Source organism: Exiguobacterium sp. AB2 (assembly GCF_000696055.1).
In the GTDB taxonomy this organism is placed as follows: Bacteria; Bacillota; Bacilli; order Exiguobacteriales; family Exiguobacteriaceae; genus Exiguobacterium; species Exiguobacterium alkaliphilum.
Genome location: NZ_JNAA01000048.1, coordinates 1 through 14,599 on the forward strand (window position 1 = coordinate 1; position 14,599 = coordinate 14,599).

The 14,599-nt window shown below is 53.6% G+C and carries 14 protein-coding genes and 1 other RNA gene; 12 read left to right on the top strand and 3 right to left on the bottom strand.

From position 1 onward, the window contains the following. The first annotated feature begins 16 nt into the window (after window positions 1-16). The 9 genes from DI14_RS07140 to DI14_RS07175 all read left to right on the top strand — a co-directional run bounded on the left by DI14_RS07140 (window position 17) and on the right by DI14_RS07175 (window position 7,673). The gene (locus DI14_RS07140) at window positions 17-904 is read left to right on the top strand and encodes a YitT family protein (protein WP_051622637.1); all 888 of its coding nucleotides are present in this window, start codon (window positions 17-19) and stop codon (window positions 902-904) included. 73 nt (window positions 905-977) lie between these two features. After that, the gene (gene secG, locus DI14_RS07145) at window positions 978-1,202 is read left to right on the top strand and encodes a preprotein translocase subunit SecG (RefSeq protein WP_012726902.1); all 225 of its coding nucleotides are present in this window, start codon (window positions 978-980) and stop codon (window positions 1,200-1,202) included. Between the two features lie 102 nt (window positions 1,203-1,304). Then, complete coding sequence (locus DI14_RS07150; protein ID WP_034807021.1) at window positions 1,305-2,045, top strand: carboxylesterase; 741 nt, start codon at window positions 1,305-1,307, stop codon at window positions 2,043-2,045. A 15-nt stretch (window positions 2,046-2,060) separates the two neighbouring features. Beyond that, entirely contained in the window at window positions 2,061-4,472 is a 2,412-nt protein-coding gene (gene rnr, locus DI14_RS07155) for a ribonuclease R (protein ID WP_034807022.1), read from the top strand. 49 nt (window positions 4,473-4,521) lie between these two features. Beyond that, window positions 4,522-4,992 carry an SsrA-binding protein SmpB gene (gene smpB / locus DI14_RS07160; protein WP_029334607.1) on the top strand — a complete coding sequence of 157 codons (471 nt, stop codon included), beginning with the start codon at window positions 4,522-4,524 and terminating at the stop codon, window positions 4,990-4,992. A 49-nt stretch (window positions 4,993-5,041) separates the two neighbouring features. Next, window positions 5,042-5,397, top strand: a transfer-messenger RNA (tmRNA) gene (gene ssrA, locus DI14_RS15220). A 127-nt stretch (window positions 5,398-5,524) separates the two neighbouring features. Beyond that, a complete protein-coding gene (locus tag DI14_RS07165; RefSeq protein WP_034807024.1) occupies window positions 5,525-5,668 on the top strand; it encodes a hypothetical protein in 144 nt (47 codons plus the stop codon). A gap of 284 nt (window positions 5,669-5,952) precedes the next feature. Continuing rightward, the gene (locus tag DI14_RS07170) at window positions 5,953-6,666 is read left to right on the top strand and encodes a hypothetical protein (protein WP_034807026.1); all 714 of its coding nucleotides are present in this window, start codon (window positions 5,953-5,955) and stop codon (window positions 6,664-6,666) included. Window positions 6,667-6,713: 47 nt separating this feature from the next. Further along, a complete protein-coding gene (locus tag DI14_RS07175; RefSeq protein ID WP_034807027.1) occupies window positions 6,714-7,673 on the top strand; it encodes an HNH endonuclease signature motif containing protein in 960 nt (319 codons plus the stop codon). A gap of 52 nt (window positions 7,674-7,725) precedes the next feature. On the opposite strand, the gene DI14_RS07180 is transcribed toward DI14_RS07175, so the two are convergent. Further along, window positions 7,726-7,917, bottom strand: a complete 192-nt coding sequence (locus tag DI14_RS07180; protein WP_034807029.1) for a hypothetical protein — start codon at window positions 7,915-7,917, stop codon at window positions 7,726-7,728. Window positions 7,918-8,055: 138 nt separating this feature from the next. On the opposite strand from DI14_RS07180, the gene DI14_RS07185 reads away from it, so the two are divergent. Continuing rightward, window positions 8,056-9,468: an NAD(P)H-binding protein gene (locus tag DI14_RS07185; protein WP_034807031.1), complete on the top strand. Its 1,413-nt coding sequence runs from the start codon at window positions 8,056-8,058 to the stop codon at window positions 9,466-9,468. Between the two features lie 52 nt (window positions 9,469-9,520). On the opposite strand, the gene DI14_RS07190 is transcribed toward DI14_RS07185, so the two are convergent. Together DI14_RS07190 and DI14_RS07195 are read right to left on the bottom strand one after the other, a co-directional pair. Continuing rightward, window positions 9,521-9,850, bottom strand: coding sequence for a YolD-like family protein (locus tag DI14_RS07190; RefSeq protein ID WP_034807033.1), 330 nt, complete (start codon window positions 9,848-9,850; stop codon window positions 9,521-9,523). Continuing rightward, window positions 9,847-11,142 carry a DNA polymerase gene (locus DI14_RS07195; protein WP_034807080.1) on the bottom strand — a complete coding sequence of 432 codons (1,296 nt, stop codon included), beginning with the start codon at window positions 11,140-11,142 and terminating at the stop codon, window positions 9,847-9,849. Before DI14_RS07195 ends, DI14_RS07190 begins: the two co-directional genes overlap by 4 nt. A gap of 252 nt (window positions 11,143-11,394) precedes the next feature. On the opposite strand from DI14_RS07195, the gene secA2 reads away from it, so the two are divergent. Further along, entirely contained in the window at window positions 11,395-13,761 is a 2,367-nt protein-coding gene (gene secA2 / locus DI14_RS07200; protein ID WP_034807035.1) for an accessory Sec system translocase SecA2, read from the top strand. Then, window positions 13,761-14,564: an SLAP domain-containing protein gene (locus DI14_RS07205; protein ID WP_034807037.1), complete on the top strand. Its 804-nt coding sequence runs from the start codon at window positions 13,761-13,763 to the stop codon at window positions 14,562-14,564. Before secA2 ends, DI14_RS07205 begins: the two co-directional genes overlap by 1 nt. Window positions 14,565-14,599 lie beyond the last annotated feature (35 nt).

A 14,599-nucleotide genomic window follows, 5' to 3' on the forward strand; every position in this document is an offset into this window, starting at 1 on the left:
GGAAAGGGGAACTCATATGAAACGTCAACAACAACATCTGCTCCGCCAACAAGTGTGGAAGAAACTGCAATCGATCTCGTTAAAGGACATCGCCTGGATTATCGCCGGGTCGTTCATCCTCGCCTTCGGGGTCAACTACTTCACCGTCCCGAACGACTTCTCGGAAGGCGGCCTGCTCGGGGTCACCATCATCCTGTACTACTTGTTCGGCTGGGACCTCGGGGTCACGTCGATTATCGGGAACGGGATTTTATTCATCGTCGGCTATAAGCTGCTCGACCGCCGGACGATGGTGTACTCCGTCATCTCCGTCGTCGCGACGTCGTTCTTCCTCAGCTTGACCCATGACTGGGGCAGCCCGGCCGAGGACAAACTGCTCGCGGCCGTGTACGCTGGGATCATGATCGGGGTCGGCATCGGTATGGTGCTCCGTGTCGGCGGGACGACCGGAGGCGGGGTCATCATCGCCCGTCTCATGGAACGCTATTTGCATATGAGCGTCGCCGTGTCGATGTTCATCATCGATGCTATCGTCGTCGGGGCGTCAGGCTTCATCCTCGGAGAACAGGTCGTGCTCTATACGTTGATCGCCATCATCATCGGCTCGTGGGTCATCGACCTCGTCGCTGAAGGGCTCAACATCCGCAAGGCCGTCACGATCATCAGCGACAAACAAGAAGAGCTCGCCGTCGTGTTGACGGAGACGCTCGGCCGCTCGGCGACGATTATCCACGGCCACGGTTATTATACGAAGCAGGATAAGAACATGCTCTATATGATCGTCGACAAGCGCCAAGTCGCGCCGCTCAAGAAAATCGTCGAAGTGACGGACCCGAGTGCGTTCGTCGTCATCCACCAAGTGAAAGAGGTCATTGGGGAAGGGTTCAGCTACCCGTCCCGATAATTTGAAAGCTGGTGTTTTCGTCATAACTTCTATATAATAAAAGGCGTGTAAAAAGAAGGAGGAACTGACTACTATGCAAACGATCGCTACAATCAGCCTACTCGTCGTGGCTGTCTTATTGATTGTCGTCGTACTGCTCATGTCAGGTCGGTCGCAAGGTCTTGGGGCGATTGCAGGTGGCGCGGAGCAGTTGTTCGGCCGCCAGAAAGCGCGCGGCTTTGACGCTGTTTTGAACCGAACTGCAGCTGTACTAGGCACGTTGTTTTTCATTTTAGGATTACTAGTCGCATCATTATGATGAAAGGCTGATCGTTCTCGATTTTTACGTGAGGCGGTCAGCTTTTGTTTTTTTAGAATTTTTTTTGGGAATAATGGAATGTACGAGGAGATGACTTGAACGATGAAAGTGACTGCACCGAAACCGTTTTTCTTTGAAGGCGGACCACGTGCCGTGTTGATGTTACATGGCTTTACCGGATCGAGCGCGGACGTCCGCATGCTCGGCCGTTTCCTACAAAAAGAAGGCTATACGTGTATGGGACCCCAGTATCGGGGACATGGCGTCCCACCGGAAGAATTGCTTCAGTTCGGACCAGCCGACTGGTGGCAAGACGTCCAGGACGCGTATCAGGCGTTAAAAGACAAAGGGTATGACGAGATTGCCGTCTGTGGCCTCTCGCTTGGCGGCGTCATGTCGCTTCGCCTCGCCTCAGAAATGAACGTCAAAGGGGTCATCCCGATGTGCGCACCGACCGGCATCGACGCCGAGGACCGGTTATACAAAGGAGTCCAGGCGTACGCCCGAGAATATAAATCAAGAGAAGCGAAAACACCTGAGCAAATCGAGCAAGAGATGGACGACTTCAAGCCGATGCCGACGCTCAAGGACCTTCGTGCGTTCGTCCGCGAGACGACGACGAAACTCGAAGACATCTTCGTCCCGGCGCTCGTCGTCCAAGGGGCGAAAGACCGCATGGTTGATCCTCAATCTGCACACGAGATTTACGAGGCGATCAACGCGTTCCAAAAAGAACTGCTCATGTATGAGGAGTCAGGACACGTGATCACCCTCGACAAAGAAAAAGAGAAACTGCACCACGACGTGCTCGATTTTCTCGAAACGTTGGACTGGTCAGTGTGAAAAGGAGGTGTCACGTTGAATTTACGTGACCAACTACTAGAAATCATCCAGTCGAGCGATAAAGCGCTCACTGTCGACCAATTGACCGAGCGATTAGCGCTCGAGTCGACGGATGCGTTCAAAGAACTCATCCGAACATTAAACGCCCTCGAAGAAGAGGGGTTAATCGGCCGGACGCGGACGAACCGTTACGGGACGCTCGCCGCACTCGGCCAAGTCGCCGGGATCATCTCGATTCACCAGCGCGGCTTTGGCTTCTTGTCGGTCGAAGGAGAGGCCGATGACGTCTTCTTGCCGGCCGAGCAATTGAAAGACGTCTACCACGGCGACACGATCCTCGTCAAAAAACGCGAGGACAACCGTGGCAAGACCGAGGGCGTGCTCCTCAAAGTATTGAAGCGCGGCTTGTCGGAGTTCGTCGGGACGTATACGCTCCCGAGCGGACGCCTCGACCAGTTCGCCTTCATCGAGCCGGATGACAAGCGCATCAACTTCTGGCCGGTCGTCAACCCGGACAAATCGCTCGGTGCCGTCGATGGCCATAAAGTCGTCGTTCGCATCACGAAATATCCGGACGGACGTTTCGCCGGAGCGTGTGACGTCGTCCGCATCATCGGACACAAGAACGACCCAGGCGTCGACATCTTGTCGATCGTCTATAAGCACGGCATCCCGACGGAGTTCCCGGAAGATGTCATCGACCAGGCGAACGCCGTACCGGACGAGGCAGACGAGAAGGACTTCATGGGACGCGTCGATCTTCGTAACGAGACGATCTTCACGATTGATGGCGAAGACGCGAAAGACTTGGACGATGCCGTGCACGTCAAAAAACTCGACAACGGTAACTATGAGCTCGGCGTCCACATCGCCGACGTCTCACACTACGTGACGGAAGGCTCGCCGCTCGACATCGAGGCGTTCGAGCGCGGGACGAGTGTGTATCTCGTCGACCGCGTCATCCCGATGTTGCCGCACCGCCTCTCGAACGGAATCTGTTCGCTCAACCCGCACGTCAACCGGTTGACGCTCAGCTGTGTCATGGAGATCTCCCCGCAAAACGGGAAGGTCGTCAACCATGAGCTGTTCCCGAGTGTCATCAAGACGACGGAGCGGATGACGTACACGAACGTCCGTGAGATTATCGAGCGCGACGACGAAGAGACGCTCAAACGCTACGAGCCGTTCATCGGCGAATTCGACCTCATGGCCGAACTCGCGGAAGTGCTCCGTAAACGCCGGAACGCACGCGGGGCCATCAACTTCGACTTCGCCGAGGCGAAAGTCGTCGTCGACGAAGAAGGCAAACCGGCCGACATCGTCTTACGTCCACGCTCGGTCGCCGAGAAGTTGATCGAAGAGTTCATGCTCGCCGCCAACGAGACGGTCGCAGAGCACTTCCACAAGATGGACGTCCCGTTCATCTATCGTGTCCACGACAATCCGAAGTCGGACAAGCTCGACTTCTTCTTCGATTTCGTCGCCAACTTCGGCGTGCATATCGAACGGTTCAAAGGCCAGACGGTCGACCCGAAGACGCTTCAAAAGATTTTGAAGGCGATTGCAGGGGAACCGGAAGAAGCGGTCATCAGCACGATCATGCTCCGCTCGATGCAACAGGCGAAGTACGATGACGTCTCCCTTGGCCACTTCGGTCTTGCGACCGACTTCTATACGCACTTCACGTCACCGATTCGTCGTTACCCGGACTTGATCGTCCACCGTCTCATGCGCACGTACGTCTTCAACGGCGACGTGTCCGAGAAGACGATCGCCAAATACGAGGACCGTCTCGACTCGATCGCCGAGCAGGCGTCGAAACGTGAACGTCGTTCGGTCGATGCCGAGCGTGAGACACAAGCCTTGAAGAAAGCCGAGTACATGGAATCGCGTCTCGGGGAAGAGTTCGACGGCGTCGTCAGCGGCGTGACGAACTTCGGGATGTTCATCGAGCTCCCGAACACGATCGAAGGGCTTGTCCGTCTCCAGTCGATGGATGACTATTACCACTTCGACGAGTCGCAGCTCATGCTCCTCGGTGAGCGGACGAACCGTCAGTTCCGCATCGGGGACGCGGTCCGTGTCAAAGTCGACGCCGTCAACCTAGACGAGCGGACGATTGACTTCACGATCGTCGGGATGCCGAAGCGGGAACAGTCGCGCCGTCGTCAACCGACGACGATTAAGGCGAAAGAAGGCACCCCGAAGAAAGACGAGAAACGCGGAGGCCGTGGTCGTGACGACAAACGTCCGAAACGCGGCAAGCCAGGGAAACCGGGTCAAGCCGGCAAACCGGCGAAACCAGGCGAGAAGCCGAAACGAGACGGTGAGAAATCGTCACAGGGCCGTTCGGCGCTCAACCTGAAAAACAAAGACAAGCAAAAACGAAAAGGCGACGCCAAACGCGGAGCGAAGAAGCGTCGTTGACGGGAGGGGGCGACCCCTCCTCCATATTGAAGTAAAGGACTGAATGTCTATGGCCAAGAAGAAAGATTCGAACGTGCTCGCCCAAAACCGAAAAGCGTCCTTCGATTATGCGATTGAAGATACGATTGAGGCCGGTATGGTGTTGACGGGGACCGAGATTAAATCGGTGCGCCAGTCAAAGATCAATATCGCCGACGCGTATGTCCGCTTTGACGGTGGCGAGGCGACACTTCACAACTGTCATATCAGCCCGTTCGAGCAGGGGAACCGGTTCAACCACGAACCGCTCCGTGTCCGAAAGCTATTGTTGCATAAGAAGCAAATCAATCAGCTCATCGGCGCACAAGGGCGTGACGGCTATACGATCATCCCGCTCAAAGTGTACATCAAGAATGGCTTCGCGAAATGTCTCCTCGGCATCGGGCGCGGGAAGAAGAAGTATGACAAGCGCGATGACTTGAAGAAGAAAGATGCGAAGCGCGACGTCGACCGGGCACTCCGGGACCGGCAAAAATACTGACAGCGAGACCTGATTGTGGTATAGTTGTTGTAGTATCAATTACCACCTCGGGGACGTTATGGATTCGACGGGGGTAGGTCGGTCGTATGTGGCGTGTCGAGGGGTCGGCCTCGTTAAAACGCAAACGCCTATAACTGGCAAAACTAACACACAACTCGCAGCAGCCTAAGTGCCCTGCGGATCCTGACATCCATCGCTTGTGTGGATGACTTTCAGGGTCTCAAACTAAGCAAGCTACGCTTCAACCTCGCCGTCTGAGGGCGCGAAGAAGAGATGAACCAGACTGGATGTGACAACGCCTGTTTATCGGCAGTGTCACATTGAGATTCAATAGATAAACTACACACGTAGAAGCATGCGTTACGATGCCTTCGGACGCGGGTTCGACTCCCGCCGTCTCCATTTTTAAGCAGTCTATGACGACTGCAATCAATGATTTTTAATGAAGACCTTCTAATCTCATTGAAATTAGAAGGTCTTTTGATGTTAACGGAGTAGGTCAACCACAATGAAATGAAAGCAGGTGAATCAAATGGGAAAATATCAATTAGATACGAAAAGTAAAGTGGCTGCTGCCAAGTATCAAGACGGTAAAAAACCAGCTGTATCGAATAAAAAAGATAAAATCAATCAGCTTCGAGAAGCGTATTTAAAGAAGCAACAAGAGAAGAAATGAGCTGGTGAATGATGAGATAGCTTAGCTGACTTCAGGTGTTCTGTTATATGAAATTGAGATAGGGGAGGGTTATCCATGCTTAGTTTATACATGGCTGGCTCTCTTTTTTTGCCTGTAAAATTTACAATGAATTGAGCCGAAGGAAGTAAACACATGATTACAAGTTTTCACTTGTTGTTTAAGTCAGCTTATTATTTAATGTTCTTTTGATTTCATTGCATGGTAATCTAGTTCTATTGAGCTTTTCATAACACTTTCTTATATTTAGATAACGGAGGGATTAGATGATAGTCGCATCACACACACCTAATATGACGGGTGTTTTACTTTCGGGAGAACCTGATGATTTTCGAGCGTTATATGAGTCTTTACATAAGGTGATTGGCAATGTGGATCCAGATATAGAAGATGGAGCGGTACTTCGGATTTTAGGTTTTTGCTACGATGTTAGACACACGCTTATGGGTCACCGTAATGCGGCGTTTGAAGAACACGGCTTTGATGATGAGCATTTGGCTTTTTTATCGCTTGTTGGTCCTAAACAAAATTTAAAACTTTCATTTGAAACATTTTGGCCAGAAATGCTTTATATCGTTTTCTCATTAGAAATCTGTATTAAGGATTATCAGAAAACGTCAAAGGCTACTATTTGGGATCCACATATTACACAGGCACGTATTTTACAATCTGCGATTACTAAGTTGGTGGAAGAAACGGTTACATCAAGGCAATTCGCAAGCTTCCAAAAATGGATTACCGAAAATAGTGTCAGTCGTATTATCTATATGCAATATATTGATTACTTAAATAGCAAGTGGAACGATTTAGATGCAGAGAAGCGTAAAAAGAATTTCAATATTTTTGCAAAACGTACATGTCAACTAACCTCAGATTATGAACGCCAAAAAAGGCTCGTGATTGAAGCGGCAATCGAGCATAGATGTCTGCCGTCAGAAATTCATTACCCGTCTGAATTTTATAATCACGTGGAATGGTGAAGATCGCCTAAATAAGGAAAATTGTTAACTGAAGCGTGGTGAATAAATTGGGCTGGGAGTTAGAAGTGGCTGAGGCCAAAGAAGATTATTTGACGGAAACGGATTTATGGCGCTACACTCAACAGTTTCTCATGAACGCGACACATACGACGACATACAAGCATATGCTTATGAAGGCGTTGCTCGAATGCACGACCGAACTGAGTGATTCCGGTATATTGACGTTCCAGCAAATTTCGAGACATGTGACGAAGATGTATTGGAATTTGATTGTGACGAACGGCTTACGGCAAGTGAATCAACTTGGAAAATTGAGCTCGGTCGAGAAAACGACGCTCGCGTTCCAAGCGAAACATGAGATTCCGTCCACATGGAACTTTGACCGCCTGCCCGTTTCTCAGCAACAACAACTGATTCGGAACGTGAACCAGTTCTATAAGAAGTATGTGTACGGCTCGTTTTATGCTTCGTTCGAGGGGACCGTCTATTCATTCAACCGGAAAGAAGAGTGGGTCAAACTCGTGCCTGGTTATATCGTCTTTTTTGAGAAGTACAAGCGTGTACTGATGAACGTCACGAACTATCAGCTCGCCGTCTTTCTGGAAAAATACAATACACGTGATGCGATGGAACAAATTTTGAGCAAACTCGAGTTCGTCTCGTCCCGGCAATCGCTCGACGAGTTCAAACAGATTTTACTGAGTCACGGTCATCCCGTCTGTTTTTATTGCATGAAACCGCTCAAACAGACTCACGTCGATCACTTCATTCCGTGGTCGTATATGCAGAACGATGTATTATGGAACTTTGTATTGGCATGCCCGAGTTGCAACACCAGTAAGAATAATCGGATGGCGAAGGTGGATTATCTTTATGCACTCGTGGAACGAAATGATGAATTGCGCGTGGCAGAGCAGATGGGGACATACAAAGAGACGAAATTGATTCACTTATACGACTATGCGGTGCAGAACGGGTTTGAAGCCAATTGGACACCAAAGACATAAAACGAGTCAAACCTGATTAGGAAGGTTCGACTCGTTTTCATTTGTTTAATCCTCACCACAAGTTAAACAAATCCGCCACAATCGCATCACTTCCGTCTTGGAACATGAACAAGCCGAGTGTGATTAAAAGACCTCCGATGACGAGTGTACCGAAACGTATGAGCCCACTCGTGTTCTTTTTGAATAATCCCCGCATCACGAGCCATCCACCGATCAACAGCATCAAGAAATACCAAAACCCCATAGCCATTCCTCCTCCGCTTGTAGTTGAGTCTAGTTTACATATTTTTTCCAATACATACTGTAGGGCGCGCGACTGATTTAATCTCAGCCCAAGACGGGTACAGTACCTTTATGTGAAAAAACAAGAGGAGTGACGACCATGCGAAAAACCATCGTCATCGCGGGGGCGAGCGGCTATATCGGCTCGAACGTGATGGACCATTTAAAAGAAGAGTATGACATCATCGCCTTGTCCCGCTCGACGAAAAACAAGGAAGACGAGGCCCACGTCACGTGGCGGTCGTGCGATTTGTTCTCCTATGAACAGACGCGCGAGGCGTGCAAGGGGGCGGACTACGCCATGTTCCTCGTCCACTCGATGATTCCGGACGGCGGATTGACGCAGGCGACGTTCGAAGACATGGACGCGCTCATCGCCGATAACTTCGCCCGGGCGACGAAAGCAAACGATATCGAACAAATCGTCTACTTGAGCGGCATCATTCCGAAAGAGTCGAAGACGTTGTCACGTCACTTGAAGAGCCGGCTCGAAGTTGAACGGATTCTCGGTGGTCAAGGTGTGCCGGTGACGACGATTCGGGCCGGACTCATCATCGGTCCAGAAGGCTCATCGTTCCCGATTCTCGCAAAGCTCGTCAAACGGTTGCCGGTCATGATCCTCCCGAGCTGGACGAAGACGGAGACGCATCCAATCGACCTGCGTGAAGCCGTCCAGGCGCTCATCTCGGTCGTCGGCGCCGAGGCGCTGTACGACCATCATATCGATATCGGTGGACCGGAAGTGATGACGTATCGCAAGATGATTGAAGATACGGCTGACGTCATGGGCAAACGTCGCGTCATGATCGACTTCCCGTTCCCGACAATCAAGCTGTCCCGATTGTGGGTCATGGCTGTGACGGGTGAACCGAAAGACACCGTCTATCCACTCGTCGAGAGCATGGGCCATGTCATGGTCGCGAAAGACACGACCGGCGTCAAGCAAGGGGAGATTCCGTTCAAGGAAGCGGTCGAGCACGCACTTGAAGAAGAGGAGAAACAGAAGTCGGGCGGCGGCAAGAAGAAAAAAGCACCACAACAGTATACCGTCCGTTCGATTCAACGGTTCGGCCTGCCGGAAAACAAGTCAGCGCTATGGATGGCTGATGAATATTTCGAATGGCTTGGACGCGTCGCCTATCCGCTCATCCAAACGACGAAAGAAGACGATGACTGGGAAATTGCGCTCCTCCGTCCGTCATTCGTCGCGCTCCATCTGTCGCTCGAGGACGAAGCGACGGATGATATGGCATCGTTCGCAATTGACGGTGGCTTGTTCACGAAGTTGAGTGAGGACGACAAGACGGGCCGACTCGAGTTCAGACGGCTCCCGGAGTCGGACGAAGGGCTCGTCGCCATCCACGAGTTTGTGCCGGCGCTGCCGTGGTGGTTCTATACGAAGACGCAGGCGAAAGCCCATCTCGTCGTCATGTGGCTGTTCGGCCGTCACGTCCGTCTGCTTGGAGAAGATGCGGATGAGGGTGACCAAATCGTCGAGGCGCCGACGAATTAACGAAGACGCATCCATCGCGATGCGTCTTTTGGCCGTCGTGACGCCAAGCATTCTAACGGACGGACAAGATGTTCGCGAACGGAATCCGCTGCACCGCCCCGTCGAACAGCTCGACTTCACGCTCCGCGTAATAGATAGCATGGACGTACCCGCGCATCGAACGCGTCGCCCCGTCCTCGAAGACGGTCACCTCGACGGCGTCGCCTTCCCGAATGGCACGTTCGAGCTCGGTCTGCCAGAGATAGAGGAGCTGCTCATCTAAATCGGGTAGCTCAATCTTTTGGATTTGGGCATAGTAGCGCTTCAACAGCGCCACATGTTCGGGCATGAGAAACGGGATCCATTTCAGCTCGCCCCGGTCTTTGTAACGGGTCTTGCTCATCGTGAATCGCCTCCTTGTTTATGTCCGCCAATCAACCGCTGACGGGTGCGGAGCGGACTGTCTTTTAATAGGCTCGATGCCGGCCGAATCGTCCCGCGTCCGAACCGGACGTTCAATTGATCGACGAGGTCGAGGAAGTCGTACCTTCGCGCTTTCGCCCATTCGTCCTCGAAGAACGAGAGCTGGACATGGTCGCTCCGTGGCTCGAGCTTGCCGAGGGCGACCGAGACGTAGCGGACGGCCTCGGTCTCGTCCCAACTGTCGAGGAAGAGCGTCAACAAGACCGGCAAGAAGTCCTGCTCGTCCGCCGTGAAGCGGTCGAGCTTTTTTTGTTTACTGAAGCCGCGCCGTTCACTCGTCCGCGTATAGCGCACGCCGAGATGGACACTCCCACCGACGAGCCCGGCTTGCCGGGTCCGCATCCCGACCTCGACGGCAATCGCCTGCAAGACGAGCCGAATCGAGGCGTAGGTCGTGTAATCTTTCATGAGCGTGATGCCGTGCCCAATCGTCCGCGGTCGTTGCCGCTGCGCCCCGAACAACGAGCTCGGGGGCAGAATCGTCGGGGACTCGTCGATGCCCCAGGCGTGATGCCACAGCTCGGCGCCGATGACGCCGAACTTCTCGTGCAACACGTCGAGCGGATAGTGAGCGAGGTCCCCGATCGTGAAGATGCCGAGCCGTTGCAAGTGGACGGCCATCTTCGCCCCGACGCCCCACATCTTTTCAATCGGGGCCGGATGGATCATCTTTTCGACATCGTGGAGGAAACAGTGGGCGACACCCGTCTTCTTCCCGTGCAAATCGAGGACGAGCTTGGCGAGGACGTTGTTCGGCCCGATGCCGATCGTGACCGGGATACCCGTATAGCGGAAGACGGTCGAGCGGATGAGGCGGGCGACGTGCTCGTCGTTCCCGAACAGCCGCTCGGTGCCGGTCAAATCGACGAGCGTCTCGTCAATCGAGTAGACGCGAATCGCCTCCGGGGGCACGAACTGGTGCAGGATGTGGACGATTTGCACGGAAACGTTCAAGTAATGGCTCATCCGCGCCTCGGCGTAGAGGACGTGCTTTCGATCCTGCCAAGGCAAGCGGTCGATGTGAAACCGCCTCGACCCGGTCTTGATGCCGAGCCGTTTCATCGGCGGGGTCGCGGCGAGGACGAGCGCGCCGCTGTCCTCGAGGTTCGACAGCACGACGAGCTTTGTCTTGTACGGGTTCAGGTTGCGAGAGGCACACTCGCAGCTCGCGTAGAAGGAGACGCTGTCGATACAAAAAATCCGACGACGCATCGTCATCACTCCTTTTACGAACGAATGTTCTGTTTTTTTCATCGTAACACGGTCTCATCCCGTCTCAAATACTAATTTGAAAATAAATTTGTAAACAACACTTTTTGAAAATTACCCAATTTTTATATGAATTTCATAAATCAAAAACCATCTTTTAGGAAGATTTCGTAAAAAAGTCTCCGAAATGGTTCAGTTTTCGCTATAATAGACGGGTATGGGATTGACGAATGTGAGATAGATGGAGGCTATAACGTGATTCAATTTGTAAAACAATTGACGAATGATCAAAGCCGGCGCTTGAAAGGGTACGAACGACGCGTCGCACGCATCAACGACTTAGAACAAACAATCCAAGCCCTCTCGGACGATGAGATGCGGACCTATACCGATACATTGAAACAACGAATCGCGGACGGGGCGAAAGTCGACGACATCGCCGAAGAAGGGTTTGCCCTCGTCCGTGAGGCGGCTGTGCGCGTCTTAGGCATGCGTCACTATGACGTCCAGCTCATCGGTGGCTTCGCCCTCCTTGAAGGGAACATCTCGGAGATGCCGACCGGGGAAGGGAAGACGCTCGTCGCGGCGCTCCCGAGTTACGTCAAGGCGCTCGAAGGAAAAGGCGTCCACGTCATCACCGTGAACGAATACCTCGCGACGCGTGACGCGAACCAAATCGGACAGATCCATGACTTCCTCGGCCTCACGGTCGGATTGAACGTGCCGGAAATGGAGCCGGACGCGAAGCGTGAGGCGTATCAGGCCGACATCACGTACGGCGTCGGGACCGAGTTCGGGTTCGACTACTTGCGTGACCACTTGGTCGGTGCACCGGAAGAGCGCGTCCAGCGCCCGTTCCATTTCGCCATCATCGATGAAGTCGACAGCATCTTGATTGACGAGGCGAAGACGCCGCTCATCATCGCGCAAAAAGACCGCTCACACATCCGCTTGAAGGCGCTCGCGCAACGCGTCGTCACCGAGTTCGACGAAGCTGACTACGAAGTCGACCTCGAGTCGAAATCGACGGCGTTCACGGAGTCGGGCATCTTGAAGATTGAAGACATGTTTGCCATCGATAACTTGTTTAGCGCCGAGCATCAAGTGTTGTACCATTACCTCGTGCAGGCGCTCCGGGCGAACGTCTTGTTCGAGCTCGACGTCGACTATATCGTCAAAGAAGACAAGATCGAGCTGATCGACTTGTTCACGGGCCGCATCATGGAAGGCCGAAGCCTTTCAGAAGGGCTCCATCAGGCGCTCGAGGCGAAAGAAGGCGTCACCATCACCGAGGAGAACAAGACGACGGCGGAAATCACGATTCAGCACTACTTCCGGATGTACCCGCTCATCGGCGGCATGACGGGGACGGCGCAGACGTCACGCCAAGAGTTCTTGAAGACGTACAACATGGACGTCGTTCAAGTGCCGACGAACCGGCCACGCCTCCGCGAGGACCATCCGGACCGCATCTTCATGACGATCGAGCAGAAGTACGCGGCCGTGACGGAGAAAGTCGTCGCGCTCCACGAGACGGGACGCCCGGTATTGATCGGGACGACGTCAATCGCCCAATCGGAAGCAATCAGCAAGCACTTGTCGAAGAAGCGCATCAAGCACGAGGTATTAAACGCGAAGACGGTGACGCAAGAAGCAGACATCATCGCCGAGGCCGGGCAGTACGGCAAAGTGACGATCGCGACGAACATGGCCGGACGTGGGACGGACATCATGCTCGACGCGAAATCGAAAGAGGCGGGCGGTCTGTTCGTCGTCGGGACGGAGCGCCACGAGTCGCAACGTGTCGACAACCAGCTCCGCGGACGTTCGGGCCGTCAAGGCGACCCGGGCGCGACCCAGTTCTTCGTCTCGCTCGAAGACGAGATCGTCAAACGGTACGCGATTCAAAAACTGGAGCGCATCGAGAAGAAGTTGAAGCCGGATGCGCATGGGGAAGTTCCTGCGAAAGAGGCGGCCGACATCATCGAATACGCGCAGACGACGATTGAAGGAATCGGTGTCTCGATTCGTGACTACTTGTTCAAGCTCGATGACGTCTTGAACGAGCAGCGCAACATCGTCTACACGATTCGCGACCAAGCCGTCAACGCCGATGCGGACGCGATCAAGAAGAACGTCCTCGGCATGATGCGCCTCGCCATCGAGAACAGCATCGATATGCATGTGACGGACGAGCTCGTCCCGGAAGAATGGCCGATCGACGAGTTGAAGGCGGACCTCCGTTACTTGACGATGCGCGAGCCGGTCTGGTCGGACGCGGTCGCCGATACGTTCGAACTGAAAGCCGAGCTCAAAGGCTTCACGGATGACATCATCGCGACGGCCGAGACACGCCTCGAAGGCGACGAGGTCGTCCACTTCGTCAAAGAGTCGCTCCTCCGTGCCCTCGACATGAAATGGACGGATCACTTGACGATGATGAGCGGATTGAAAGAAGGGATTGGCCTTCGCAGCTACGCGCAGGAAGACCCGGGCCGTCAATTCGGAAAAGAAGGTCTCGAGATCTTCGAACAGACGTATGTGAACATCGCGCGTGACGTGACGATGGAAGTATGCCAGCTCGACCGCTACTTCGCGGCGCCGGTAGAGGAGGAAGCGTGATGTTAGGATTTCGTAAACGAAAGCAGATTGAGACGACCAAAGCTGAAGGGGAGCGCCAGCTGACGCTCGTGTTCGATGACGAGATGGGGATTCCGAAAGAGGACGAGTACGTGTTCCGCTATCATGCGAAGCGCCTCCCGAACCTGCTCGAGAACCAACTGTCGATCGAGCTGTTGAACGCCGAGCTGTTGTCGGAAGGGTTGTCGATCGTCGCCTTGTTCCGCAACACGCTCCCGGGCTCGTTCGAGATTGACGAGTTACCGGTATTGCTCCTCGATGCGAACAACGTGCCACTTGGCCGGAAGGTGCTCAGTCGCGTCGACTTGCCGAACTTCGAGCCATGGACGAGTAAGCCCGTCTACCTCGACTTCTTCGCCGACGAGTTGTTCGGGGACTTCGAATTAAACGATTCGATGCGTCTCGTCTTCCAGATGAACCCAATCGACCCGCTCCAGACGGTGTCGGATGCAGAACGGGCCTCGTTCTCGCCAGCCGCCTGGGAACAACTTGCTCGGACGAACGTGTCGACTCCGCCGGTCGGGGAGAACGAGTTCAACATGATGCTCGTCCACGTCGAGACAGACGCGACGGACGTGACAGCGACGCTGTTGCTCCGAAACGGCTATGCCCAAGACTTAAACGTCGAACAGTTGCCGCTCGAACTGATGAGCGGGGACGAGGCGGTCGCCTTGACGGTCGTCCGCCTCACAGAAGCGGTACGTGGGAAACATGCCTACCCGGTGCAGGCGACGTTTGAAGCGATTGAAGCAACCGGGCCGTTCACAGTCAGAATCAAGCAATGAAAAAAGCTCAACTTCTCCGCTTGGAGTGGTTGAGC